This window comes from Paraburkholderia sp. UYCP14C (assembly GCF_004197395.1).
In the GTDB taxonomy this organism is placed as follows: Bacteria; Pseudomonadota; Gammaproteobacteria; order Burkholderiales; family Burkholderiaceae; genus Paraburkholderia.
In genome coordinates, this window is sequence record NZ_SELS01000016.1 from 43,106 (window position 1) to 67,736 (window position 24,631).

The window sequence follows — 24,631 nt, forward strand, 5'->3', positions numbered from 1 at the left end:
CACATACGCTTCATCTGCATGCATCGCGCATTGCCGGGCCAGCGCGCGGGCGATGGCGATCCGTGTCGCGTGGATCCTCGGCCCGGCCGGCCTCGACGGACGTGCGGGGTGGCCCATCGAGATCTTTTGGGCATGCTGTCGCGTCGAGTGCGATAAATAGATTCGATACCCCATGAAGGAAATCGCAACCCCTGGAATGCGGCGATCCGGCAGGACCCGGCCGATGGCCGGGCGACAGACCGATGAAGAGGGGAGTGGCCTGCGGCGCGCCACATGGCGCACTCAGAGCCTCGACGTGCTCAAGATGCGTTTCAGATTTGGAAAGTTTTGCCGATATACAGCATGAAGCGCCGCCGCATCGTGTGGCGAATGTTTCGTTCGTCCGCGATGGCACTTGTCGTCCGGCTTATACCTACTGATAGCTGACCTGATAGCAGGCCGGATGCCGGCGCGATGTGCAAGACCATGATCCGAATCGCGCGCTCGCTTCTGACAAAACCGGCTCTGTTCATTTTCGCGGGCATTTGCATCACGCTCGCCACCACCGGCATCACGGCCGTCTCGCTGTACCAGATGCGGCAGGACGCGATGACGCAGGCCCGTGACGCCGCAAAGAACCTCGCGCTCTCGCTGCAAAAGGAGACCGAGCACAATCTCGACATCTGCCAACTGGCCATGCAGGATGTCGTGACCAGCATGAAGACTCCCGGCACTCTCCAGCTTGCCCCCGATGCCCGGCACCTCGTCGCGTTCAGCGCGGCCAAAAACGTCAGGGAGCTGGGCGCGATTTTCGCGGCGGATGCGTCTGGTAACAGCCTGCTCGATTCCCGCTGGATTCTGCCGCCCAAGCTCAATGTGAGCGAGCGGGACTACTTTCAGGTTCAACAGCAACAGAAAGGGGCCGGTCTGTATCTCAGCAAGCCCTTTGTTTCGAGCCTGGGCAGCGCCGGGCAACCGTCGATTGCGCTGAGCCTGCGCCTCGAAGATGCCAATGGCCGCTTCGCAGGCATCGTTGCGGGGACGCTCAGGCTGAGCTACTTCCACCAGCTATTCAAAGACTCGATCCTCGGTGCTCACGGAACGCTAACCCTGTTGCGCACGGACGGAACCGTCCTGATGCGGCAACCGTATCACCCCGACGATATAGGTCGCTCGCTCGCCGGCGGCCATTCCTTTGCAACGCTCGTGCAATCGGATCACGGGACTTATGTCGACGTTGCGGTGATCGACCACGTCGAGCGTATGTACAGCTTCAGGCGGCTTGGAAACTATCCGCTCGTGATGGTGGTCGGCCTCGCGACAGAAGATATCTACGCCGAGTGGCGTAAGCGGGCATTTGCGATTGGCATCGTGACCGCGATACTGGATGCGCTGACCATCATGCTGTGTCTGATGTTCAGCGGACAGTTGCGCAGGCGATACACGATGGAGCGTCAGTTGCGCAAACTGGCATGGTTCGATGCATTGACCGGCTTGCCGAACCGGGCACAACTGAACCGGGAGATGCTGCGTATCCTGACCGATGCCGCACGGAGTGCATCGCAGTCGGCGGTGCTGTTCATCGACCTGGACCGCTTCAAACGCGTGAACGACACACAGGGCCATGGTGCCGGCGACGAGGTGTTGTGCGAAATCGCGCGGCGTCTGCGCGATTGCGTCCGCGGTGAGGACGTGGTCGGTCGTCTTGGCGGAGACGAGTTCCTCGCGGTACTGCAAAACTGCGACGTACATCGGGCGGCACAAGTGGCGGGGCGCGTCTTGCAGGCCCTGTACCAGCCTATCAGCGTCAACACGAAGTTCGAAACGAGCATCACGCTCAGCGCGAGCGTTGGCGTCGCGCTGTATCCGCACGACGGGCAGGACGCCGATACCCTGCTGCGCAATGCCGACATGGCGATGTACAAGGCGAAAAGCACGGGACGCAATCAGGTGCATTTCTATGCGCCCGTCTATGAGCGTCAAGCCAAAGAACAGCTCGAACTGGAAATCGCGCTGCAACGAGCGTTACGAGCGGGCGGTCTGAGCGTCGCCTACCAGCCCAAGGTCAATGTGACGGGAGCGCTGCGGGGTGTCGAAGCCCTGGTCCGATGGCACGACGGGAAACTCGGGACCGTGCCGCCAGACCGTGTCATCTCGATCGCGGAAGAGAGCGGTCTGATTACGGAACTCGACGGCTGGGTGCTGGACGAGGCTTGCCGCCAGCTCGCCGAGTGGCGCGCCGCGGGCATCGACGTACCCAGCATCTCGGCGAACGTCTGTGCCGCCGATTTCAAGCGTGCGGATTTTGCCGGCCTGATCTCGCATACCCTGCGGGTTCATGGTCTGCAGCCCGCGGACCTGATCCTGGAGATGACCGAGGGAGTCATGTTCGACGAGTCGGCCGACGACATCCGCGCGTCGCTCGATGCAATACATGCCCTTGGAATCGCGCTGTCGATCGACGACTTCGGCACGGGCTACTCGTCGCTCAGCTATCTGCAACGGTTTCCGGTCAAGGAACTGAAGATCGACAAAAGCTTCGTGCGGGGCATCGGGACCGATGCGATGTCCGAATCTCTGGCGCACGCGCTGATCAACATCGGCAACGTGCTGAATCTGAGTGTCATTGCTGAAGGCGTGGAAACTCAGGCGCAGCGAGACTTTCTGGAGAATCACGGCTGCCTGATGTACCAGGGATATCTGTACTCGCCGCCGCTGCCGCCGCGAGACTTCGTGCGCTGGGTCGACACGCAGCGGCAGCGGATGCCGATCGACTTATCTGGAGCCGGCTGCCGTCTCCCGATCGGTTTTCGCCCGACTACCCTCGATGTAGCCGGGTCGAAACGTGACTAGCATGACTCTTCGCTCGCGACCGGAGGAGGGAGCGACTCGAGCAGCTTCACCAGCCTCGCCTGCTGCTGCGGAGTCAGCCCTTGGGTAGCGCTCACCTGCTGGACTCGTGCGCGCCAGTACGTCCGGCTGAACAATGAATCCGCGCCATCGGAAGACAGGATCCGTTCAAGATGGGAAATCGCATCTCCGGCGGTCAGCGGTGTATAGGGGCTCTCCAGGTCCCGGGGCCCTTTCCTGGTTGTAGTTTTCATCCACTTCTCTCAGGTGGTGACCGGCTGGGTCCGGTCGGGTACGTCCGACTTTAGTTGGCCAGTCTTTGCCAATCAACCCGCGCGTGGTGCGTTCGCTCGCCAGCAACCCGGCGGGCCACGCAGCGTGACGCGCGCCGGCCTATGCGGCGACGCGATTCATCGCAGGCGCCACGGCCCCGGTGTTCAGCAAAGCTCCGCGGCGGCCACCCACGACATCGTCTCGAACTGCTTGAGAACGGTGTGCAGCGATCCCGTGAGCCGGTCGGCAAACGCTATCGTCATGTCTTCGACATCACCTTTGCGGTTGCTCGTAATCCGGACGTCCTCGACGGCATCGGCGACCGGCATCAATACCTGCCACACTGCGGCGACCCGCAGGCCGCCGCGCCTCGTCCGAACCGTAATCTGTTGGCCTGTGGCCTTTGATTGTCCGGTGTTTTCCGGTGTCATTTCTCAGCCCTCTCGATATATCTGATTTTTATTTGGCACGGACGATGCGCTTACATTCGCCCGCGCGGTTGATGCCACCACTCGTGGTGATCCAGATGCCGTAGCAGTCTTGCCCGTCTGCGCTCACGGCGATAGTGGTCGATCACCATGATCATTGCGATGCTGAGGGCCGAGCCCCCGATGATCAGTCCCATCCAGGTTTCACTCATGACACGTTCCTCTCATGGAAGCACAGGGGTGTTGCGTGAATGGCTCACGCCGGTTCGTCCGATGTTCCAACGCATACCGGCGCGGTGTGTCGCGTTACTGCATGTGCTGGCCGCCGTTGATCGCGATATTGGAGCCGGTCACGAAGCCCGCATCGTCCGAGCACAGATAGGCCACCAGCGCCGCGACTTCCTCGGGTTTGCCGAGGCGTCCCATCGGGATATGCGGCAGCACCTTCGTATCGAGAATCTCCTGCGGGATCGCGGTGACCATCTTCGTGGCCAGGTAGCCCGGCGAAATCGTGTTGACGGTGACGCCTTTGCGCGCCACTTCCAGCGCTAGTGACTTGGTAAAGCCGTGCATGCCAGCCTTGGCCGCGGCGTAGTTGGTCTGGCCGACCGAGCCTTTTGAACCGTTGACCGAGGAAATATTGACGATGCGCCCCCAGCCTCGTGCGACCATCTCTTCGCACAGCGGCTTGGTCATGTTGAAGACCGAATCGAGGTTGGTGCGAATGACGGCATCCCAGTTGACCTTGTCCATCTTCCTGAGGGTCATGTCCTGGGTGATGCCTGCGTTGTTGACCAGGATATCCACCGGGCCGACTTCCGCGCGAATCGTTTCCGCGCAACGCTGGCATGAGTCGTAGTCGGCCACGTCGACCGGGTAAGCGCGAAAGCTCCGGCCCTGCGTTTCCATGTCAGCCAACCATTTGTCCGCGCCGGTGTTGCTCGGCGAGTGCGTGACGACCACCGCGTACCCGGCGTCATGCAGTTTCGTACTGATCGCTTCTCCAAGGCCGCCCATGCCGCCCGTTACTACTACGATTCGTTTCGTCATCCTTTCCGTCCGTGTTCGTGATGTCTGCGAGGAACGTGAATACTCAATGGCTGTCTCGCACAACCCGCCATTGCTTTGCCACAACGCGCTGCCGCCTCCAGCGTTGCGGGAGGACCGGCTTCGGCATTGAATGAACTGCGCGGGTTTTTGTACGCTTGTGGTATTGCGCGAATGGAGTCGGTGCGTCAGCGAGCGGCGATGTGCCGCGCCGGCGCACTGCTCAAAGATTTCAGATGCCCCGAATGGCGCTTCCCGCCTGCCGGTTCAGGCCGGCGAGTTGCTGTACCCCTTCAAACGCTTCGGCGGCGAGCGAAAAGAACGTCGACACATTCGTTCGGCAGAATCTCAGTAAATCGTCGGACGAAAGGTCTTTCATTGCTTCTCCTGAATTGAAATTCGAACCCGCCTGCCCCAGGAAACCACATGCCACATGCGTGATGCATATGCAGAGTGTGGTCGGTGAGGATTAAAGTATTATTAGTAAGACTAAATTAATACTACAAAACCAGTTCGGCTCGCATCGCACTTCTCGTCGCCGGTATTCAACAGTCGAATCACGGCTTAAACCTCGCCGGTCCGGCTATTCAGTCGACCGGACACTTCGACCTCTATTTCAACTGTCATGAAATGACATGACGATCGATTTTAGAAGGTTCATTCTAACTTCAAAATGTTAAATTTTCGGGAATAACGACTAAGTGAATACCCTTATTACGAATGCTCGGCGATGAAGGGTAGTCGTCGAGCCAAGTCGACGTTTGAACGCCCGGACAAGGACGCGGACGGCCACTGACGATGCAGACGCTCTTCGACTACTTCGCAGAGTACACCGTCAAAATGTCACGAAAATGGCCGGAATGACAGGAAGCAGTAATGATCGCATGCGGATGCAGCATTGCACGATATGCAAGAAATGACAAATTCAACCGACCTTGCCTCGCAGTCCTTGCTTCCGCCCGAGCGCTGCGTGATAGCTTGCCGCCATTGATCGGGAACGGCCGACAGCAGGTCGGGCGCACATGGAACGTCGACCGCGCGCAAGCGTAAGATTGAAGCGGTTGATCGACGAGTCTCGAGGAGGCGCCATGAAGGCGGTGTGCCCGCTTCACGGGCCAACGACCATCGTCGGCACGAACGCGTTTGGGTTTCCGATCTATGCGTGTTGTCGCGACGACGTTCCTTATGTCACGCCGCCGGATGCCTGCACGCGGGAGCCGGCGCAGCGCGGACAAGAATCGCAGCCGCCACCGCGGCAACCCCGGACAAACAAGGAACCACACTGACGTTCGCGGGAAGAGTGATGCCCGCAACGAAGCCTCATCGGCTCCAGTTGCAGTCGATCAACGCATCAACGAGGCGCCAGTCCCGCCAGTCGCAAAAGTCGAGCATCACGGTGCCGCATGGTTGTGGACGAGCCGCGAGTCGTTCGACGAACTGTTCGTGAATGCCGCGATGCTGTGTATCGCCACATGCCACCACGACCGGCGCCGCCGCCATCCCCGTGCCGCTGCAAAAGTTGATGACCCAACGCTCGCCGCACAGATCGGGTGCGAGAACCAGCAGCGAATCGATGGCGCGCCATTTGTAAGCGATCGATGCCGGCACCGGCACACGAAACTCGTCCTGGATGGTGAACGGCGCCGGCACGGCGTCGATATCGAACGTCGCGTTGTCGAGCCACGCCGTCAGGTCGATGCCGAGCGGCTTCTCGCTCGCGAAGCGCCGCAGCAGCACGATGCTGCCGCGCACCGCCTCCAGTTGCGGCAGCTCGGCAGCAAGATGCCAATGCACATCCACGTGCCGCGCCACATACCATTCGAAGGTCGCGGCAAACGCGCGGGTGCAGTCACGCGCGGGCCATTCGTCCTTGACCGACATGACGATACATTCGTCGGGATGACTTGCGAGAAACCGGGCGCAGGTCCGCACCACATCGTCGAATGCCAGACCCAGCGGGATGCCGCCATGATGAATCGCAAAGCGATCGCGCTCATGACGACAGCGGATGTCGAGCACCCGCACGCCATGATGCAACTGCTCGTCGAGCGTGGCCCGTTGCGTACGCGCGAGCCGGTCATCGACCGTATAGGCGCAGGTGTCGTGGCTGCCCGGCAAGGTCAGTGCGGACAGCAAGCGGCTGCCGTCGATGGCCGACATCCAGTCAGCCGGCGATGCGGTGTGATCGGTCAGGGCCGGGCGCAAGAAAACCTCTGAATAAGCAAAGCGTCTGCTGCAACGATGGCGTGAAGTCGGAGCCCGTTATTTCAATCCGCCCGAAAAGCCCTGCAGCAGATAGCGCTGCACATAGCCCGCGAGCAGAAGCGTCGGCACCGACGAAATCAGGCCCGCGCTCATCAGTTCGCCCCAGTCGATGCCGTTCTCGGTCACATAACCGGCCATGGTGAGCGGCAGCGTGAAATGACTCGGCGACGAGACGAACAACAGCGCCAGCAGAAACTCGTTCCACGCGGTGATGAACACGAAGATGGCGGTGGCAACGAGACCTGGCGCACACAGCGGCACGACGATGAAGACGATGCGCTGCGCGAGGTTCGCGCCGTCGAGCGCCGCGGCCTCCTCGAATTCGATCGGCACGTCGCGCACGAACGGCAGCAACATCCAGATCGCCATCGGCAGCGCGTACAGCTGATACGCGAGTACCAGCCCGAACAGCGAATCGAGCAGATGGAGCCACTTGGCCAGCGAAAACAGCGGTACGGCCACGGTAATCGGCGGCATCAGCTTCAGTGCCAGCACGAGCAACAGGAACAGCAGATCGAGCCGCGCCGGAAACGCCAGCCGCGCGAGCGCATAGGCGGCCGGAAAAGCCAGCACGAGCGCGAGCAACGTGGCGCCTGGCGCGACCCACACGGAGTTCAGCACCGACTGGGCCATGCCGCTTTCCCACACCGCCGCGAAATGCTCGAACGTGGGCGCCGAAGGCCACAACGACAGCGGATGGGCGAGGCGTTCCAGCGTCGGCGTGAAGGCCGCGCCAGCCATCCATACGCACGGCAGCAGCAGAAGCGCCAGCGCACCGAGCCGCAACAGCCCACGCACCGCTGCACCGGAGCAGCGTCGCGCGAAACCCTGCAAGCGCGCGAGCGGCATCAACGGTCGCGCTTGACGGCCGATTTCCATATGTATCCCGAGACCAGCACCGCGCACGTGAGCAGCATCAGCACCGAAGCCGCGCTCGCCGGCCCAACGTTGAAGAACCGGAAGCCCGTGTCGTAGATGTAGGTCGACAGCGTTTGCGTGGCATTGCCTGGACCGCCGCCGGTCAATGCATATACCTTGTCGAACAGCTTGAAGGTATCGATCGAGCGCAGCAGCATGGCGAGAGCAACGTGCGGTGCAACGAGCGGCAGCGTGATGTAGCGCAGACACTGCCATTCGTTTGCGCCGTCGGTGCGCGCCGCTTCGGCGATTTCAGGCGGAATCGACTGTAGCCCCGCGAGAATGATCAGGAATGCCATCGGTGTCCATTGCCAGACATCGACCAGCATCAGCGACCAGAGCGCGAGGTGCGGATCGGATAGCCAGGGCACCGCCGGCAGACCCGCGGCTTTGAGCAACGCATTCAGGAAGCCACGGTAATTGAGCCAGTTGCGCCAGATGGCGGAGCACACCAGCGTGGAGAGCATCATCGGCAGCACGGCGAGCGGCAACGCAATGCGCCGGCCCGCAAACGCACGGACGAACAGCAGCGCGAGCGCGAGTCCGAACAGGACTTCGGCGAGCGAGGCGACGATCATGAACTGGATCGTATTGACGAAACTCGTGCCGAACTCGCCGTCCGCAATGACCGATCGATAGTTGGCGAGCCCGATGAACGAGCGATGCCCCGACGCGTAATCCACCGAGAAAAACGCATCGATCAGCACGCGCGCCACCGGGTAGAGCGCCAGCACGCCGAGCACGAGCGCGGCTGGGCTCATCAGGACGAGCAGCGGCAGATAACGTCGCAACCCGCTCATCGACCCGTTCCCGCGCTTGCCTGCACTGTCGCTGCCGCAGTCACTGCGATGCGGCGTTGGCCTGGGCGATCTTCTGCGCGGCCTGATGCAACGCGGCGTCGGGTGCGGCCTGCCCGGTCAGCGCGAGCTGCAACGCGTCGCCGAGAATCGCTTCGATCTGCTGCCAGTCTTTCACGCGAGGCCGCGCACGGCCCGCTTCGAGCGCCTTCAACTGGTCCGGATACCAGCGATATTGCTTGACGAGTGTCGGATTGACGAAGACGCTCTTGCGCGTCGGCGGAATGCCGAGCACGGCCAGTTGCGTTTGGGTCTGCGACGAAGTCAGATAGGCGAGGAAATCGGCCGCCACTTTCGCATGCGCGGCATCTTTCGCAATGCCCATTTGCCAGATGCCTAGCATCGGCGCCGGCCCCTTGACCTGGCCGGGCGGCGGTTGCAGCGCGACCTGGCCGACCACGCGCGACTTCGCCGGATCGTCGAGGGCGGGCAGCCAGGCGGGCCACACTTCGATGGCCTGCGCGGCCGTGCCGCCCTGCAAAGCGTCTCGCACTTCACCGGCGCCGTACACGTCGACGTCTTTCGGTGCCCATTTCTTCAGGGCGAGCAGCATTTTCAGCGCGGCGAGCGCTTCGGGCGAATCGATCGTGACCTTGCCGTTCGTGTCGATCACTTCTCCGCCATAGGCCCAGAGGATCGGCAGAAATCCGGTGACGACCGGGTTGCCCTTCACGCCGCGAAACACGACTGCCGACACGTCCTTGTCGGCGGTGCCGATGGTCTGGGCGATCTTCAGCACGTCGTCCCAGTTGCGGGGCGGCTGCAGGCCGCGACTCGCGAGCAGATCCTTGCGATAGGCGAACATCTCGACGTTGCCGACGATCGGCATCGCGTACAAGGTCCCCGTCGGCGCGCGTCCGAGGGAGACCGTGGAAGTCACCATGTCGGCGTCCGCGAGCGTGGCGGGCAGCGGCTGAAGCCATCCGTTGGCGATGAATTCGGGCGACCAGGTGTCGTCCATCATCACCAGGTCATAGGCGCGCGTGTTTTCGCGTAACGACAGTTTCAGCTTCTGATAGAGGTCGTTGTTCGGCAGCTTCAGCAACTCGATATCGACGCCCGGGTGCTGTTTCTTGTAACCGTCCACCGCCTGCGCAAGTCCGCGGCCGTAGATGTCGTCGCGGCCAGCGATGACGAGATCGGCGGCATGGGCGCCCACCGCGGCGATGGACAGGGAAGCCGCGACGCAGGCCGCGCGGAGGCAGGCGAACAGGGTCGTCCGCTGGATCATTGAAGCCATGGCTCTTTAATTCCTGTTGGGGAAAGGCGTATGCGTACGATGAGTCCAGAGCGACCCACCCCGCTTTTTTTATCGCGTGCAGCGGCACGACAAAATAGATGCCAGATGCGGCAGCGGGAATTGCAGCAACCTATCATGACGTACATATGTCAGCAAGCGGGGTTGCCGCGTAGTGTTCGGACCCGCACGCATGCTTGCCACGTGATCGTCTCCCGCGCCGCGACCGCCCTCCGCTGATCGATGGCGCGGGTTGATGCGCTGCGGCATCGGGCTACTTGAGCTGCCAGCTCGCCTTGTGATCGACCTCGACCGCGAACGTGCCGGGTGCGGGCGGGAGCAACGGACTTGCGGAGAAAGTCACATATCGGCAAATCGCCCGTTCTTCTGCAACGCTCAAAGCCTGTACGGACACGACGTGTCCATTCGGGAAACTATTATTGAAAATCAATTCGCCGGAATACTTCTCGTCGAATAGGTATTGCAGCTCCACGATACAGATGATCCTTAACTCGTTAAGGACGTCTTCAGGTTCTGAAGCTATCATCCGCCGCATTTTTCACGATTGCTCAGGAACGTCATCTTGTCGGCACCCACGAACGACTCAACGCACGACAACTGGTCGAGTTGGATTCTCAAGCTGCGCCATGGCGACGATCGCGCTCATGAAGACAGCGTCCGCGTCGAGATCACGAGGTACGCGGACCGCGTGCTGGATTTCGTTCACCTTCATTCCGGCATAACCCTGGCCGACATCGGGACGGGCGACGGCCTCGTAGGATTCCGGGCGATCGAACGAGCCGGCGCCTCGATTCGCGTGATCATGACGGACATTTCGGCGCCCTTGCTCCGGCACACGGAAGAGACCGCCCGCGCCCTGGGCGTGAGCGGACAGTGCACGTATGTACACGGATCCGCGGAAAAACTCGCGGGAATTGCCGACGAATCCGTCGATGCGGCCACGATGCGCGCGGTGCTCGCGTATGTGGAAGACAAACCCGCCGCGATGCGCGAGCTTTACCGCATACTCAAACCGGGTGGCCGCTTCGCGATCGCCGAGCCGATCCTGCGCGATGAAGCGCTCGAGGTTTGCATGCTGAAGCGATTGATCGATACTCGCGCGATCCAGACCGACGACCCATTCTTTCCTCTATTGCTCCGATGCCGCGCGGCACAGTTCCCTGACACCGAGGAAAAGGCGCGCTCGTTGCCCATCACGAACTATGGCGAGCGCGACCTGGTCCGATTCGCGATCGATGCGGGATTCACCGACATTCATCTGGAATTGCACATCGATGTGCGAACCGAGGACCGTCTGTCATGGGAAACCTTTATTCGTACGTCACCTCACCCATTGGCGCCGACGCTGGAAGAGATCTTCGAGAAGCAATTCACGCGCGATGAGCGAGAGTACCTGGAAGGTCGAATGCGGGCGATCTTCGAAAGCGGGAAGCAGTTCGACGCATCGCGTATCGCCTACCTGACGGCAAAAAGACCGTAGATGTCCGACGCTCGGCGCACGCTGTTGCGCAAAGCCAGAAACGAAAGCGAAGCGGCAAAAATACTTCGCATGACGAATGAGCGACAGAAAAAAGGCCGCTATTATCGCGGCCGATAACCCTTTCCGCTGGTCTGGATAAAGCCGTGTCCCGAGGCGCGCACGATCAGATTTTTTCCGCTCTGCACCATGAAATCCGTAGCGACCCGCTCATCGTTTGTACCGATTGAGCGCCGCGAAGCCGGTGAATATTGTTGTGTGCGCATTCTTCAAAACTGCAGTGTGGCCGGCAAATGTTGCTCAACGATCATTTCGAATCGGAGATGCATGATGTCCAGTAACAGTGTGTGGCGAAACTTGCATTGCGTCGTCGCGACGGGGATGGTGGCGGCGGGGCTAGGTCTGGCGGCAGGCGCCCATGCGGCGGCCGAGCCGATCAAGATCGGCGTGATCAGCGAAGAATCCTCGGTGGCGGGGGCCTCGATCAGCAAGGCCGCGCAGCTCGCCGCGGACCAGATCAACGCCAGCGGCGGCGTCAATGGCCGGCCCATCCAGATCGTCGCGTACGACGACCATTCGTCGGCCTCGGACGGCGTGCGCGCCTTCCAGCGCGCAGCGACCCAGGACAAGGTGATTGCCGTGATCGGCAGCTACATCAGCGAAGTGGCGCTTGCCATGGAACCGTGGTCCGGGCGCCTGAAGGTGCCTTTCATCACACCCGGCGCGGCTAGCAACGATATTTCGAAGCACGTCCACGACGACTACGACCACTACAAGTACACGTTCCATGGCTGGATGACCTCGGCGTTCATCGCGCAGTCGATCTGCGACTTCTCGCACGACGTTCTGGTCGGCCAGTTCAAGATGAAAACGACGGTCGTCATGAGCGAGGACGCCGCGTGGACCAAGCCGCTCGACGACCGCTACCTCGAATGCCTGCCTAAGGCGGGACTTCAGGTGCTCGACCATATCCGCTTCAATCCCGACACCTCCGACTTCACGCCGATCTTCAACCAGATCGAGGCGAAGCACCCCGATACGATCACCACCGGCATCAGCCACGTTGGCGTGCAGCCGACCGTGCAATGGCACGACCAGCAAGTGCCGATCCCGATGTCGGGCCAAAGCTCGCAGGCCACCACCACGAGCTTCTGGAAGGACACCAACGGCGCGACCGAAGGCGTGATCACGGCCTCGGCCGCGGCGCCGGGCGTGGCGATCACGCCGAAAACGGTGCCTTTCACGGATGAGTACCAGAAGAAGTTCGGCGTCTCTCCGGCGTATTGCGGCTTCACGAGCTACGACCTCGTCTACATCATCGCGGACGCGATCAAGCGCAACAAGGGCTCGACCGATCCGGACCAGATGGTCGACGCGCTCGAAAAAACCGACTATGTGGGCACGATCGGACGCTGGCAGTTCTACGGCAAGAGCGATCAGTTCACGCACGCGCTGAAGTACGGGCCGGGCTATATCACCGGCATCAACCTGCAATGGCAGAACGGCAAGCAGGTCGCGATCTGGCCCAAGTCGATCGCCAACGGCACGGTGAAATTCCCGACCTTCATCAAGGTGCAGCAGGCAAGCGCGAACTAGCCGCGCAACGCTGACGAAAGCGATGGAGGTTGCCTCGGTCTGTCCGGACCTGCGCATAACGCAGGGCCGGACAGCGCACGCATCGACACCCTAACCAACGTGAAAGGCCGGGCATGTTGCTACTGCAGATTCTGGTCGACGGCTTTGCCATCAGTTCCCTGTACGCGCTGGGCGCGATCGGTTTCACGTTGATCTTCGGCGTCTCCGGCATCCTGAATCTCGCGCACGGCGGCGTGATGCTGGTCGCCGCGCTGATGGGCTGGATGCTCGCGGGCGAGGCGGGACTCGGCACCTATCTCGGCACGCTGCTCGGCGTGTTGGCGGGTCTGCTGACGGCCTTCGTCACCTACCTGATGGTGGTGCGGCCGATTCAACGCTCGGCCGCGATTCCCGGCGAAGAGAAGGAAATCTTCGTGCTCACCGGCACGCTGCTGTGGGGCATCATGATCCAGCAGGGCATGGCATGGCTCTTCACCGACAACCCGGTGACGATGCGCCCGCTGATCAGCGGTGTGGCGATGGTGGGCGGCGTGCGCGTGCCGTTCAACGAAATCATGATCGCCGTGGTCTGCTGGGCGGTGATCGGCATGTTGTGGCTGTTCGTGAACCGTACCCGCGCAGGCAAGGCGCTGCTCGCGGCTTCGATGAATCCGCGCGGACTCACGCTGCTCGGTTTCGAACTTTCGCGGATCTATCTTCTCGCGTGGAGCATCTATGGCGTGCTGGCCGGTATTGCCGGCGTGCTGCTCGCTTCGTTCCTCGGCGTGAGCACCAACAATGCGGGGCAACTGACGGCCAGCGCGTTCTCGATCGTCGTGCTGGGCGGACTCGGCAGCGTGTCCGGTTCGTTGATGGCCGCGTATGTGGTCGGTTATCTGGAGACCGTCACGGCCTATCTGATTGCGCCGACGCTGCGGCCGCTGCCCGCGTTGCTGCTGCTGGTGCTCGTGGTGTATGTGCGTCCCCAGGGCTTCCTGGGACGGCGCTAACCGTGCGAATGGAGCGTACCCTCATGTCCGTTCTTCTTCGTTCGCGCGGCGCGTGGATCGCCGTGGCGCTCGCCGTGATGGCGGCGACGTTGCCGTGGTGGCTATCGGGCTACATCCTCGGCGTGCTCACGGTGGCGTATTACTTCGGCGTGTTCGCGATGTCGTGGGACCTGTTGTTCGGCTTTGCCGGCGAGGTCAACTTCGGGCCCACGTTCCTGATCGGACTCGGCGCCTATTCGGCTGCGATCCTCGACGCCAGATGGGGCCTGCCGATACCCGTTTGCGTGCTCGCGGGCGGCGGCGTCGCGCTGGTGGGCGGCCTGCTGCTCGCGGTGCCGGCGCTGCGGCTGCGCGGTCCTTACTTCGGGCTCGTCACACTGGTGGCCGTGCTGCTGCTGCAGAACGCGATCGTGATCTTTGCGGGCGTGACGGGCGGCGAGATCGGCATGATGGTGCCGGACGTGATGTCGGTCGATGCGAACCACAACTACTGGATCGCGCTCGCGTTCCTGATCGTTTGCGCGATCCTGCTATTCGGCCTGTCGCGTTCGGCGGTCGGTCTGATCCTGCAGGCAAGCGGCCAGGACGCGACCGGCGCGCAGGCGCTGGGTTTCAATGTCACGCGGCACAAGCTCGTGGCGTTCTGCATCAGCGCGGTCTTCTCGGGCGTGGCCGGCGCGATGCTGGTGTTCTACCAGGGCACGGCTTCCGTGAGCACGGTCGTGGATCTGAGCGTGGGCGTGCAGATCATCATCGCGGCCGTGCTCGGCGGACGCCGCACGATACTCGGCGCGGTGCTCGGCTCGATCTTCCTGATCGTCGCCGGCGAGTTTCTGCGCCCGCTCGGCCAGCTCAACACGTTCGTCGTCGCGGCGGTCGCGCTCGCCGCGCTGCTGTTCTTTCCGGACGGCCTGCTCGGCAATCTGCTGCGTGCGAGGGAGCGCCAATGAACGACACGCCGCTGCTCTCCGTACGCGGGCTGACCAAGCGCTTCGGCGGTCTCGTCGCCGTCAAGGACATCGGCTTCGACATCCGGCCGGGCGAGATTCTCGGGCTGATCGGACCAAACGGTTCGGGCAAGTCCACGGTCATGAAATTGATCATGGGCATCGAGCGGCCCAACGCGGGGTCGGTCAAGGTGAATGGCGTGGAGATGGCGGGCTGGGCGCCGCACCGCATCGCGCGCGCGGGCGTAGGCATCGTGTTTCAGCATTCGCGGCCGCTCCATCGGCAGACGGTGCTGGAACACATCAAGCTCGCGCTGCTTCCTGATTCGCTCGTCAAGCTCGCTGCCGAACCCCACGTGCACCAGCGCGCGCAGGAAATTGCCGAGCGTGTGGGCCTTGCCGCGGTCATGCACCGGCACCCCGCGACGCTGCCGTTTGCGGATCTGCGCCGCATGGAGATGGCCAAGGCGATTGCGCGCGACCCGCAGGTCGTGCTGGTGGACGAGCCGTTCGCGGGACTGACGGTAGCGGAATCGGCGGCGTTTTCCGAGCTGATTCGCGGCTTTCGTGCCGAAGGCCGCGCCGTGCTGCTGGTCGATCACAACGTCAAAAGTCTGTCCGCGCTCGCCGACCGCGTACTCGCGATGTACCTTGGCGAACATGTCGCCGAGGGCACCGCCGAACAGGTGATGCAGAACGAGACCGTGCGCCGGGTCTATCTGGGCGGCAAGCTGGAGCTGCGCCAGCGCACTGGAGCCGCGGGCGATGCGAAGCCCACGATTCTCGAAGTGAGCGCTGTGCGCGTGCTCTACGACAAGGCGTGCGCACTCGACGACGTCAGTCTGCAGGTGCGCGAGGGCGAGTTCGTATCGGTAGTCGGTCTGAACGGCGCGGGCAAGACGACGTTGTTCAACGCGCTGTCGGGGCTCGTGCCGTACAAGGGGACGATCCGCTTCGACGGGCGCGATCTGCGCGGCATCAGCGGTGCCGCGATCTCGCGCGCCGGTCTCGTGCAATGCCCGGAAACACGCGAGCTATTCGGCGACATGACGGTACGCGAGAATCTCGAACTCGGCGGATATCATCTGGCCGATGCGGCGCGCGCAAAACAGCTGTCGTGGCTATTCGATCTCTTTCCGATCCTGAAGTCGCGCCAGGGGCAAACCGCCCGCACGCTTTCCGGCGGCGAGCAGCAAATGCTCGCGATCGCGCGTGCGCTGATGACCCAGCCGAAGCTGCTGATTCTCGACGAACCGACACTCGGGCTCGCGCCCGTGATTCTCGAGCAGTTGTCGAAAGCGCTGGATTCGCTGCAGAAATCCACGCCCATTACCGTGTTGCTGGGCGAGCAGAACGTCAGGTTTGCGCTGCCGCATGCCGATCGTGTGTACGTGCTCGAACACGCGCGCATCATCTGGGAGGGCAGCGCTGCGCGCTTCGAGACGGAGATGGGGCGCGGCTTTCTCGAGGCGGTGCCGACCACTGAGCCCGACGCCACGACCTCCGGCGACGCGCGCCGCTAACGCCGGCAGCGGCAGGCGAGCCTATAGAGCGGTATCAGGAGATCGACGCAAAGCGAAAGCGGCCCGCCGCCTGCGTCAACAGGCCAGTCTGCTCGGTTAACGACGCGGCCGCCGCGGCTGCCTGCTCCACCAGCGCGGCATTTTGCTGCGACATCTGATCCATCTGCGTAATCGCGCGATTGATTTCCTCGATGCCATCGCTCTGTTCGGCCGACGCCGTGGCGATGTCGCTCATGATCGACGTGACGCGGCTGACGGCCGTGTGTACTTCGCCCATGGTCTCGCCGGCGCGACCGACGAGGCGCGAACCGTCCGCGACGCGCGCGGTCGACGCGTCGATCAGTTCCTTGATTTCCTTCGCCGCGGTCGCCGAGCGCTGGGCGAGATTGCGTACCTCGCCGGCGACGACGGCAAAACCGCGTCCTTCCTCTCCGGCGCGAGCGGCCTCGACCGCCGCATTCAATGCAAGGATGTTGGTCTGAAAGGCAATGCCTTCGATCACGCCAATGATCTCGCCCATCCTTTTCGCGCCGTCCTGAATGTCGCTCATCGCGGCGATGACCTGACGCACCACGTCCGCGCCCGCACCGGCCGTGGCCTTCGTCGCGTCCGCCAGTTCGCGCGCTTCACGCGCGTGCGCGGCGTTTTCGGTGACGGCGTTGGTGAGTTGTTCCATGCTCGCCGCCGTTTCCTCGATGGACGCCGCCTGTGTCTCGGTGCGCGCCGACAGGTCCGCGTTGCCGGCCGAGATCTGCTGGGTCGCCGACGCAATCGATTCGCTGCCACGGGCAATCTGTTCGATCATCGTGCCGATGTCCTTCTGCATCTGCCCGACGCTTTTGACGAGGCGACCCATTTCGTCATCGCTGTTGAAGCGCAATTGCTGCGACATGTCACCCTGAGCGAGCCGCTCGACATGGCGCACCGTCATATCGATCGGGCGCGCGATCGCGCGAAGCAGCGTGAAACCGCAGGTGACGCAGGTCAGAAGACCGACGGCTATCGCGATTCCGGTAATCGTTACCAGCGTCTGGTAGCTTTGCTGTGCCGTGCTGTAGCGCGCATTGCCCAGCGCGTTGCGAAACTTGTCCAGCTCCGCGGATTTCTGCGTCAGAGCCGCCGCAAACGGCGGCATCACGACCATCGCGAGATGGTCGGCGCCATCATGATCGCCATGGCTCATCGCATCCATCATCGGCTCGAGTGCGCCATGCAGCATCGCTTCGCGGGCGTCGGCGACGTCCTTCGACAAGGCCGCCTCCGCGTCGGAGACGGGCAGTGCGCGGTACTCTTTCCAGGCCTGCTCGGAGACCGCGAGATAGTTGCGCGCCTTATCGATCAGTGCGGCGCGATCCGCTGCTTCCGGGTGCATTAGCACGCGGTCGAGCGTGGTGCGGACTACCGTCAGGTTCAGGTTGGATTTGCCGAGCGCGGTTGCGGCGGTCACGTCGTTGGTGTATGCCTGCGCCACCGCATGGTTCGAACCACGCATGCCGGCGATACCCAGCACGCCGGTCACCGTCAGCAGGAACCCGAGCAAGAAGAGGGTGGCGAGAAGACGGAACTTGATGGTCAGTTTCATGCTGAATTCGATGGAGTGAGATACCGTTGGGTTAACGGCACCCAGCCCGAAAAGTTCAGTTCTATTGATGATCCGGCGATCCGGCGGTCCGGCGGTCCGGCGATCCGGCGATCCGGCGAAAAGCGCGGCGCACACCCGAAGTTCGGCTGCGTCCAGCCGGATCGGGTCGATGGCGGCGTTGCCGCGCGCCGCCGCCTTCGGCGCCTCTCGCATGCAGGCTAATGCACGCTGGAGCGCGCGGCTGTTTCGGCGGTCGGTGCCGACGTGACTACGGGTTGCGCGGCAGGGCCCGGTATGTGGAAGTGAGCGGTGTTCTCCCGATCCAGAACCGCGCGCGCGAGGTCTCTGTCGAGTTGGCCCTCCCAGCGAGCGACGACGACGGTCGCAACGCCATTGCCGATCAGATTCGTGACGGCGCGCGCCTCGTTGAGAAAGCGGTCGACGCCGAGCAGCAGCACGAGGCCTTCCACGGGAATCTTGTGCATCGAGGCAAGCGTCGCGGCCAGTGCGACGAATCCCGCTCCGGCCACGCCGGCGGAGCCCTTCGACGTGAGCAGCAGCACGCCGAGCACGAGCAACTGGTCCCAGACGCTCAGATGGACGTTCATCGCCTGGGCGATGAACAAGGCCGCCATCGTCAGATAGATCGCCGTTCCATCGGCATTGAACGTGTAGCCGGTGGGCAACACCATGCCGACGACCGGGCGAGAACAGCCCATCGCCTCCATCTTGATCAGCATCTGCGGCAGCACCGCTTCCGTCGACGCCGTACCGAGCGTAATCAGAATCTCGTCCTTGATGTAGCGGAGAAACTTCCACAGCGATAGCCCGCACATTTTCATGACGAGGCCGAGCACGACGAACACGAAGAAGAACGAAGTCAGATACAGGCAAAGCATCAACTCGCCGAACGATGCCAGCGTGCCGATGCCGTATTTGCCGATGGTGAAGGCCATGCCCCCGAACGCGCCGATCGGCGCAATGTACATGACGATTCGCACGACGCCGAACATGCCTTGCAGGAACATGTCGAGCATGTCGACGAATGGCGCCGCGCGAGGTCCGATCCTGGCCAGCGAGATGGCCAGCAGAACCGAAAAGAAAATGATCGGAAGCATCTCGCCTTTGGCGAATGCCCCGACGATGCTATTCGGTACGATGCTCATGAAGAACTCGAGCATGCCGTGTTGCTGCGCCGCGTGCGTGTAGGTCGAAATCGCGGCGGCATCGATTTGCGACGGATCGATGTTCATGCCGCTGCCGGGTTGGATGACATTCACGACCACCATGCCCGCTATCAGCGCGATCGTCGATGCCAGTTCGAAATACAGCAGGGCTTTCACGCCTACGCGGCCCGCTTGATGGAGGTCGTTCATGCGCGCAATGCCGACCACCACCGACGCGAAGATGATCGGCGCAAGCAGCATCCGGATGAGCTTGATGAACAGGTCGCCCAGCGGCTTCATCTGCGACGCGAGATCGGGGTAGAAGTGGCCCAGCAGGACACCGGCCACGATCCCGATGAGGACCTGAACGTACAGCTTGGAAAGTGCTCTTCTTAGTTTCGATACTGGCATCTTTGTCTCCTATGCTTGGCGTCTTCAAAGGGAAAATGCGGCCCCCCACGCAGCAGCGTGGGAAGGCCGCATTGAGCCGGCTTCGTTCCGTCTTTTTTCTGAATCATTCAACCGGGATTTTTTGTCGGTGCCGTGGCGAGCGCGCGCTATTCAGCCAACTTGCGCATCTCGGCGATGAGGTCGGATTTGCCTTCGAAGCCGATGCCGGGCAGCTCGGGCATCGTGATGTAGCCGTTCTCGACGCGAACGCCGTCCGGGAAGCCGCCGTACGGCTGGAACAGGTCCGGGTACGATTCGTTGCCGCCAAGTCCGAGGCCCGCCGCGATGTTCAGCGACATCTGATGGCCGCCGTGCGGAATGCAACGGCTCCTCGACCAGCCATGCTGATGCAGCATGTCGAGCGTTCGCAGATATTCGACGAGGCCGTAGCTCAACGCGCAGTCGAATTGCAGCCAGTCGCGATCGGGACGCATACCGCCGTAGCGGATCAGGTTGCGGGCATCCTGCATCGAGAACAGGTTTTCGCCGGTTGCCATCGGCTTGTCATAGTAGTTGCGCAGCGTTGCCTGCAATTCGAAGTCGAGCGGGTCGCCCGCCTCTTCGTACCAGAACAGGTCGTACTGCGACAGGGCCTTCGCATAGCTGATCGCCGTATCGAGATCGAAGCGGCCATTGGCATCGACCGCGAGCTTCTGGCCGTCCTGCAACACGCTCAGGATGGAGTCGATGCGTCGCAGGTCCTCGTCGAGCGAGGCGCCGCCGATTTTCTTCTTCACGACGGTGTAGCCCCGGTCGATGTAGCTGCGCATTTCGTCCTTGAGCTTTTCGTGGTCCTGGCCCGGATAGTAGTAACCGCCCGCCGCGTAGACGAAGATCTTGCGGTCGGCCTGGCCATCGCCGTACCGCTCCGCGAGCATCTGAAACAGCGGTTTGCCGGCAATTTTCGCCACCGCATCCCAGACGGCCATGTCGATCGTGCCGATCGCGACGGAACGCTCGCCGTGGCCACCGGGCTTCTCGTTGATGAACATCGTCGCCCAGATCTTGTGGGGATCGAGGTTCTCGCCTGAGTCGTCGACGAGCGAGGCAGGGTCGGCCTCGAGCAGGCGCGGGATGAAACGCTCGCGCATCAGCTTGCCCTGGCCGTAACGGCCGTTCGAGTTGAAGCCGTAGCCGATCACCGGCTTGCCGTCGCGGATCACGTCCGTGACGACGGCGACCAGACTCAGCGTCATCTTGCTGAAGTCGATGTAGGCATTCCGGATCGGGGAACTGATCGGAACGGTCTTTTCGCGGATTTCAACGATTCTCACGCCACTGTCTCCAGAGATTTGAACAGTTATGGAGCCACCTCGGCTTCAATGTGGTGTCTAGCTTAGCCGCGAAAGCGCCTGCTAGAATTCACTTCAGTTCACTACATATTTCACCAAAAGTGAGTACTGCTCCCGCCTCCGACTTCGAGTTCTTCATTCTCCTTGCGAAACTGAGGAGCATGTCCGGCGCCGCCCGGGCGCTCGATCTCAGTCCGCCGGCGGCGACCAAGCGGCTGGGGATCATCGAGCAGCGGCTCGGCGCGCGTCTGGTCAACCGGACCACGCGCAGCGTCAGCCTGACGCCCGAGGGAGAGACCTATCTGCGCTACGCGTCCCAGATCGTCGGGCAGGTCCGCGAGATGGAAGAGGCAATCTCCGGCGCCAGACGCGATCCGCATGGGCCGTTGCGCATCAATGCGACGCTAGGTTTCGGCAGGACGACCATTGCACCGCTCGTCTCCGACTTCGCGAAGCGGTTTCCGAATGTCGAAGTTCAGTTCGAGGTCACGGACCGGCCGGTCGATCTCGTCGAAGGCGCGTTCGATATGGCGATCCGGTTCGGCGAGCTACCCGACAGTCGGCTGAGCGCGAGGCGCATCATGAGCAATCGCCGTTTTCTTTGCGCGTCGCCGAAATATCTGGAACGTTTTGGAACGCCCCAGCGTGTGGAGGACCTGCATCGGCATCGCTGCATCATTCACCGGCAGAACGATGATGCTTACGGCGTGTGGCGCTACATCGTGAACGACCATATCGAGGCGATCAAGGTCAAAGGCGCGCTATCGAGCAATGATGGCGACATCGCTCTGCGGTGGGCGCTCGACGGTCATGGGATTCTGATTCGCTCCGAATGGGATCTGGCCAAGTATGTACAGAGCGGGCGCCTCAAGCTGGTGTTGCCGAATACCGTGCTGCCGTCGGCGGACCTGTTCGTCTATTACCCCAGGCAGCGCAATCAGACGGCGCGGGCGCGTGCCTTCATCGACTTCCTCGTCGATCATTTTCAGGCGCCGTTCATACCGGTCGACACGGCCGTCGAAGTTCCGGAACGGAAGAAGAGGGCCGCGCGAAAGTGACGTCGACGTCGCAGGACGTCGCCGCGACAGTCACATAGCACTTGATGGCACCAAGCTTTCGAGTACCCGACTAAGCTAGTCAGATAACCCTAAATATTTTGGGGGTATTGCCGTTACAGGGTCCATTGACCGACATTCCGGCGCCTGCAGCAGCGCGCGGTGCTTCGCTAACGACCTTCATGCGCAATAACCAACCCGTAACCCAACGCGAATTCGATTTCCCCGCCTCCGAGATGCTCGTCTCGGCGACGGACGTAAAAGGAAAGATCCAGTATTGCAACCCCGCTTTCATCTCGATCTCAGGTTATGCGCGAGAAGAATTGCTCGGCGCGCCCCATAACATCGTCCGGCATCCCGACATGCCGAGCGAGGCATTCGCCGACCTGTGGGACTGTATCCGCGCCGGTCAGCCCTGGACGGCGCTGGTGAAAAACCGCCGCAAGAACGGCGACCATTACTGGGTACGCGCGAACGTCACACCGGTGATTGAAAACGGCCAGACGGTCGGCTATCTGAGCGTTCGTACCAAGCCTTCGCGCGACGAAGTGAAACTCGCGGAGTCGACCTACGCGCAGATGCGCGAAGGCACTTTGCGTTCGCACAAGTTGCGCCGTGGAAAGCTGGTGCGTACCGGGATGGCCGGCAAGCTGCAGGCACTGACGCGCTTTTCCGTCGTGGCGCGCATCGGCATCGGCTATGCGATTGCGCCGCTGGTCTTCCCGCTCGTCGGTGTCGCGCAGTACGGCGGGATGCCGCCGTTGCCGTACTGGACCGCTGCCGCGGTCTCCGCGGTGCTGGCCGGGTTCGCCTGGCTCGCACTGAAAAGGCAATTGGGTGCGCCGCTCGCCGGTCTGTCCAGTTTCGCCACCCGAATGGCCGCCGGTGATCTGACTGCCGAAATGAGCATCGCGAGGAACGGCGATTTCGCGGACGTACTGAGCGCCCTGAACCAACTGAAGGCGAACCTCGGCGCGATCGTGCTGGACGTGCGTGGCCAGATCGGCGGAGTGGTCGACTCCGCGCGTGAAATGTCGAGCGGCAATGCCGATCTGGCGCGCCGCACTGAATCGCAAGCGGCCTCGCTCGAGGAAACGGCAGCGACGATGGAGCAATTCACCACCAGCGTGAAGGCCAATGCCGACGCCGCCGCGTCCGCGCTGGGACTTGCCAGGGAGGCGCAGGATGCCGCGGCGCTCGGCGGCGAAATCGTCGGTCAGGTTGAACGGACCATGTCCGGCATCACGTCGGCGTCGCAGCGAATCGCCGATATCACGGGCGTGATCGATGGCATCGCATTTCAAACCAACATCATTGCGTTGAACGCTGCGGTCGAAGCGGCGCGTGCCGGCGACGCGGGGCGTTCGTTCGCTGTCGTCGCCACCGAAGTGCGCATGCTGGCGCAACGTTGCGCGGAGTCGGCGAGGCAGATCAAGTCCGTGGTGGATCTGACCGTCGCGGAAGTCTCGCAAGGAACGGAACTGATCGACCGCACCGCGTCGCAGATGAAGGTGATCGACGAGACGGTCAGACGCGTACTGACCATCATCGACGACGTCTCCAATGCCAGCGACGAGCAGGCCAAGGGCATCTCGCAGGTGAATCAGGCCATCACGCACCTCGACAGCGCGACGCAACAGAACGCCGCGCTCGTGGAGCAGGCGACGGCCACCGCGCAAAGGCTGATCGATTCCGCCCATGTGCTGGATGAGACCGTGCGCCTCTTTACGATTGCCGGTCAGCGTCAGTCGTCGCTTACGGTCGCTCGATAAGCCGCAGTCAACCCAGTTCGAACGAGCTCACTCCAAACACGCGTTGCACGGGAATCGCCGGCCTGGCGCGGGTATACATTCGCGCCGTTTCGAACGCGCTCACCATGCCGTAGCGTTCAGCGAGCGCTACGGCGGCGGCGTTGATCTCAGGGACGTCGAATGCGACGACTTCGCCTGCGACGCTCGCGACCAGTCCGTCGAACAGATCGTTGGCAATCCGTGCATCGTCGGCAAACAGCGGACCGATCTTGTAGCCGGTCCTGCACCGGCGCAGCACGCCGTACCCTCTGATCTGAGCGTCGCGCACATACGCTAGTGCCAGCGCCTGTGGCTGCGCGATCCAGTCCGCCAGGAAGCTGGAACGGGCGGTCGAAAAACATCCGCTGTCGTAGGCAACCAGTTGCGCGAAAGGTACGTCCCGCGCGTTGGTCAGATTTGGCGTCGATGCAGCTCGCACGACGCCCTGGAAGCGGATGTTGCGATATGCGAACTGGAAGCCGGATTTTTTATAGTTCTGCTGCTGGGCAACGACACCGTCCAGCCCGATCGTACGATCTCCGAGGTAGCGCATCGCGTGCTGCCAGGTGCGCAGGCCGAAACCCCTCGCGCGAAACGCCGGCTTGACGATGTAGAGGCCGATGAATCCGAAGCGCTCATCGTAGGCGACCGCCGAGATGCATGCGACCGGCTCCGCGCGCCAGGTACCGACGAAAAAGCCATTGGGGTCTGCATTCCAGAAGCATCGCGCATCGTGGAGGCCTGGGTTCCACCCCTCTGTCGCAGCCCATTCGACCGCCAGATCGACCTCGCTGGACGACATGTTGCGCACGAGGAAATCGCTAGGATCATCCATGATGGGACCACCGGCTCACGTGTAGCCATAGGAACTCGCAACCGCGATTGACCA

22 protein-coding genes are annotated in these 24,631 nt (G+C 62.2%); 8 read left to right on the top strand and 14 right to left on the bottom strand.

Annotated elements, in window-relative coordinates:
- Positions 1 to 465: 465 nt before the first annotated feature.
- A complete protein-coding gene (locus tag EVC45_RS16830) occupies positions 466 to 2,832 on the top strand; it encodes a bifunctional diguanylate cyclase/phosphodiesterase (RefSeq protein WP_168991490.1) in 2,367 nt (788 codons plus the stop codon).
- Here the strand turns inward: EVC45_RS16830 and EVC45_RS46715 are convergent.
- The 10 genes from EVC45_RS46715 to EVC45_RS16875 form a co-directional block, all read right to left on the bottom strand.
- Complete coding sequence (locus EVC45_RS46715) at positions 2,829 to 3,083, bottom strand: hypothetical protein (protein WP_129959072.1); 255 nt, start codon at positions 3,081 to 3,083, stop codon at positions 2,829 to 2,831. The two genes, EVC45_RS16830 and EVC45_RS46715, sit on opposite strands and share 4 nt — an antisense overlap.
- Positions 3,084 to 3,266: 183 nt before the next feature.
- Entirely contained in the window at positions 3,267 to 3,533 is a 267-nt protein-coding gene (locus EVC45_RS16840) for a hypothetical protein (RefSeq protein WP_129959073.1), read from the bottom strand.
- Positions 3,534 to 3,583: 50 nt separating this feature from the next.
- Positions 3,584 to 3,742, bottom strand: coding sequence for a hypothetical protein (locus EVC45_RS45650; protein WP_168991491.1), 159 nt, complete (start codon positions 3,740 to 3,742; stop codon positions 3,584 to 3,586).
- Between the two features lie 94 nt (positions 3,743 to 3,836).
- A complete protein-coding gene (gene phbB / locus EVC45_RS16845; RefSeq protein WP_129959074.1) occupies positions 3,837 to 4,580 on the bottom strand; it encodes an acetoacetyl-CoA reductase in 744 nt (247 codons plus the stop codon).
- A gap of 229 nt (positions 4,581 to 4,809) precedes the next feature.
- Complete coding sequence (locus EVC45_RS45655) at positions 4,810 to 4,956, bottom strand: hypothetical protein (RefSeq protein WP_168991492.1); 147 nt, start codon at positions 4,954 to 4,956, stop codon at positions 4,810 to 4,812.
- Positions 4,957 to 5,897: 941 nt separating this feature from the next.
- The gene (locus EVC45_RS16855; RefSeq protein ID WP_248295159.1) at positions 5,898 to 6,782 is read right to left on the bottom strand and encodes a phosphatidylinositol-specific phospholipase C; all 885 of its coding nucleotides are present in this window, start codon (positions 6,780 to 6,782) and stop codon (positions 5,898 to 5,900) included.
- Between the two features lie 57 nt (positions 6,783 to 6,839).
- Positions 6,840 to 7,691 carry a carbohydrate ABC transporter permease gene (locus tag EVC45_RS16860; protein WP_129959180.1) on the bottom strand — a complete coding sequence of 284 codons (852 nt, stop codon included), beginning with the start codon at positions 7,689 to 7,691 and terminating at the stop codon, positions 6,840 to 6,842.
- A complete protein-coding gene (locus EVC45_RS16865) occupies positions 7,691 to 8,560 on the bottom strand; it encodes a carbohydrate ABC transporter permease (protein WP_129959076.1) in 870 nt (289 codons plus the stop codon). The genes EVC45_RS16860 and EVC45_RS16865 overlap by 1 nt, the downstream gene beginning before the upstream one ends.
- A gap of 40 nt (positions 8,561 to 8,600) precedes the next feature.
- Positions 8,601 to 9,857 carry an ABC transporter substrate-binding protein gene (locus tag EVC45_RS16870; RefSeq protein ID WP_129959077.1) on the bottom strand — a complete coding sequence of 419 codons (1,257 nt, stop codon included), beginning with the start codon at positions 9,855 to 9,857 and terminating at the stop codon, positions 8,601 to 8,603.
- Positions 9,858 to 10,128: 271 nt separating this feature from the next.
- A complete protein-coding gene (locus tag EVC45_RS16875) occupies positions 10,129 to 10,347 on the bottom strand; it encodes a hypothetical protein (RefSeq protein ID WP_129959078.1) in 219 nt (72 codons plus the stop codon).
- A gap of 90 nt (positions 10,348 to 10,437) precedes the next feature.
- Here EVC45_RS16875 and EVC45_RS16880 point away from each other — a divergent pair, with 90 nt between their 5' ends.
- From EVC45_RS16880 to EVC45_RS16900, 5 genes are all read left to right on the top strand, one after another.
- Positions 10,438 to 11,355: a class I SAM-dependent methyltransferase gene (locus EVC45_RS16880; RefSeq protein ID WP_168991493.1), complete on the top strand. Its 918-nt coding sequence runs from the start codon at positions 10,438 to 10,440 to the stop codon at positions 11,353 to 11,355.
- Between the two features lie 327 nt (positions 11,356 to 11,682).
- Positions 11,683 to 12,948: an ABC transporter substrate-binding protein gene (locus EVC45_RS16885; protein ID WP_129959080.1), complete on the top strand. Its 1,266-nt coding sequence runs from the start codon at positions 11,683 to 11,685 to the stop codon at positions 12,946 to 12,948.
- A 113-nt stretch (positions 12,949 to 13,061) separates the two neighbouring features.
- Positions 13,062 to 13,937, top strand: a complete 876-nt coding sequence (locus EVC45_RS16890; RefSeq protein WP_129959081.1) for a branched-chain amino acid ABC transporter permease — start codon at positions 13,062 to 13,064, stop codon at positions 13,935 to 13,937.
- A 23-nt stretch (positions 13,938 to 13,960) separates the two neighbouring features.
- Positions 13,961 to 14,887: a branched-chain amino acid ABC transporter permease gene (locus EVC45_RS16895; RefSeq protein ID WP_129959082.1), complete on the top strand. Its 927-nt coding sequence runs from the start codon at positions 13,961 to 13,963 to the stop codon at positions 14,885 to 14,887.
- The gene (locus EVC45_RS16900) at positions 14,884 to 16,407 is read left to right on the top strand and encodes an ATP-binding cassette domain-containing protein (RefSeq protein ID WP_129959083.1); all 1,524 of its coding nucleotides are present in this window, start codon (positions 14,884 to 14,886) and stop codon (positions 16,405 to 16,407) included. Before EVC45_RS16895 ends, EVC45_RS16900 begins: the two co-directional genes overlap by 4 nt.
- A gap of 34 nt (positions 16,408 to 16,441) precedes the next feature.
- Here the strand turns inward: EVC45_RS16900 and EVC45_RS16905 are convergent, their stop codons facing one another.
- From EVC45_RS16905 to EVC45_RS16915, 3 genes are all read right to left on the bottom strand, one after another.
- Positions 16,442 to 17,989, bottom strand: a complete 1,548-nt coding sequence (locus tag EVC45_RS16905; protein ID WP_129959084.1) for a methyl-accepting chemotaxis protein — start codon at positions 17,987 to 17,989, stop codon at positions 16,442 to 16,444.
- A 218-nt stretch (positions 17,990 to 18,207) separates the two neighbouring features.
- Positions 18,208 to 19,566 (bottom strand): dicarboxylate/amino acid:cation symporter, encoded by a 1,359-nt coding sequence (locus EVC45_RS16910; protein WP_129959085.1) that lies wholly within the window; start codon positions 19,564 to 19,566, stop codon positions 18,208 to 18,210.
- 146 nt (positions 19,567 to 19,712) lie between these two features.
- Entirely contained in the window at positions 19,713 to 20,879 is a 1,167-nt protein-coding gene (locus tag EVC45_RS16915) for a mandelate racemase/muconate lactonizing enzyme family protein (protein WP_129959086.1), read from the bottom strand.
- A gap of 179 nt (positions 20,880 to 21,058) precedes the next feature.
- Between EVC45_RS16915 and EVC45_RS16920 the strand changes: the two genes are divergently transcribed.
- Positions 21,059 to 21,955 carry a LysR substrate-binding domain-containing protein gene (locus tag EVC45_RS16920; RefSeq protein ID WP_248295160.1) on the top strand — a complete coding sequence of 299 codons (897 nt, stop codon included), beginning with the start codon at positions 21,059 to 21,061 and terminating at the stop codon, positions 21,953 to 21,955.
- A 179-nt stretch (positions 21,956 to 22,134) separates the two neighbouring features.
- Entirely contained in the window at positions 22,135 to 23,724 is a 1,590-nt protein-coding gene (locus EVC45_RS16925) for a PAS domain-containing methyl-accepting chemotaxis protein (protein ID WP_129959088.1), read from the top strand.
- Positions 23,725 to 23,731: 7 nt separating this feature from the next.
- On the opposite strand, the gene EVC45_RS16930 is transcribed toward EVC45_RS16925, so the two are convergent.
- Positions 23,732 to 24,577: a GNAT family N-acetyltransferase gene (locus tag EVC45_RS16930; protein WP_129959089.1), complete on the bottom strand. Its 846-nt coding sequence runs from the start codon at positions 24,575 to 24,577 to the stop codon at positions 23,732 to 23,734.
- Between the last annotated feature and the right edge of the window lie 54 nt (positions 24,578 to 24,631).

What these genes read in the sequence shown, in the direction of transcription:
- EVC45_RS16830 (WP_168991490.1), top strand. Translation starts at nt 466, where the DNA reads ATGATCCGAATCGCGCGCTCGCTTCTGACAAAACCGGCTCTGTTCATT.
- EVC45_RS46715 (WP_129959072.1), bottom strand. Translation starts at nt 3,083, where the DNA reads ATGAAAACTACAACCAGGAAAGGGCCCCGGGACCTGGAGAGCCCCTAT.
- EVC45_RS16840 (WP_129959073.1), bottom strand. Translation starts at nt 3,533, where the DNA reads ATGACACCGGAAAACACCGGACAATCAAAGGCCACAGGCCAACAGATT.
- EVC45_RS45650 (WP_168991491.1), bottom strand. Translation starts at nt 3,742, where the DNA reads ATGAGTGAAACCTGGATGGGACTGATCATCGGGGGCTCGGCCCTCAGC.
- phbB (WP_129959074.1), bottom strand. Translation starts at nt 4,580, where the DNA reads ATGACGAAACGAATCGTAGTAGTAACGGGCGGCATGGGCGGCCTTGGA.
- EVC45_RS45655 (WP_168991492.1), bottom strand. Translation starts at nt 4,956, where the DNA reads ATGAAAGACCTTTCGTCCGACGATTTACTGAGATTCTGCCGAACGAAT.
- EVC45_RS16860 (WP_129959180.1), bottom strand. Translation starts at nt 7,691, where the DNA reads ATGCCGCTCGCGCGCTTGCAGGGTTTCGCGCGACGCTGCTCCGGTGCA.
- EVC45_RS16865 (WP_129959076.1), bottom strand. Translation starts at nt 8,560, where the DNA reads ATGAGCGGGTTGCGACGTTATCTGCCGCTGCTCGTCCTGATGAGCCCA.
- EVC45_RS16870 (WP_129959077.1), bottom strand. Translation starts at nt 9,857, where the DNA reads ATGGCTTCAATGATCCAGCGGACGACCCTGTTCGCCTGCCTCCGCGCG.
- EVC45_RS16885 (WP_129959080.1), top strand. Translation starts at nt 11,683, where the DNA reads ATGTCCAGTAACAGTGTGTGGCGAAACTTGCATTGCGTCGTCGCGACG.
- EVC45_RS16890 (WP_129959081.1), top strand. Translation starts at nt 13,062, where the DNA reads ATGTTGCTACTGCAGATTCTGGTCGACGGCTTTGCCATCAGTTCCCTG.
- EVC45_RS16895 (WP_129959082.1), top strand. Translation starts at nt 13,961, where the DNA reads ATGTCCGTTCTTCTTCGTTCGCGCGGCGCGTGGATCGCCGTGGCGCTC.
- EVC45_RS16900 (WP_129959083.1), top strand. Translation starts at nt 14,884, where the DNA reads ATGAACGACACGCCGCTGCTCTCCGTACGCGGGCTGACCAAGCGCTTC.
- EVC45_RS16905 (WP_129959084.1), bottom strand. Translation starts at nt 17,989, where the DNA reads ATGAAACTGACCATCAAGTTCCGTCTTCTCGCCACCCTCTTCTTGCTC.
- EVC45_RS16910 (WP_129959085.1), bottom strand. Translation starts at nt 19,566, where the DNA reads ATGCCAGTATCGAAACTAAGAAGAGCACTTTCCAAGCTGTACGTTCAG.
- EVC45_RS16920 (WP_248295160.1), top strand. Translation starts at nt 21,059, where the DNA reads ATGTCCGGCGCCGCCCGGGCGCTCGATCTCAGTCCGCCGGCGGCGACC.
- EVC45_RS16925 (WP_129959088.1), top strand. Translation starts at nt 22,135, where the DNA reads ATGCGCAATAACCAACCCGTAACCCAACGCGAATTCGATTTCCCCGCC.
- EVC45_RS16930 (WP_129959089.1), bottom strand. Translation starts at nt 24,577, where the DNA reads ATGGATGATCCTAGCGATTTCCTCGTGCGCAACATGTCGTCCAGCGAG.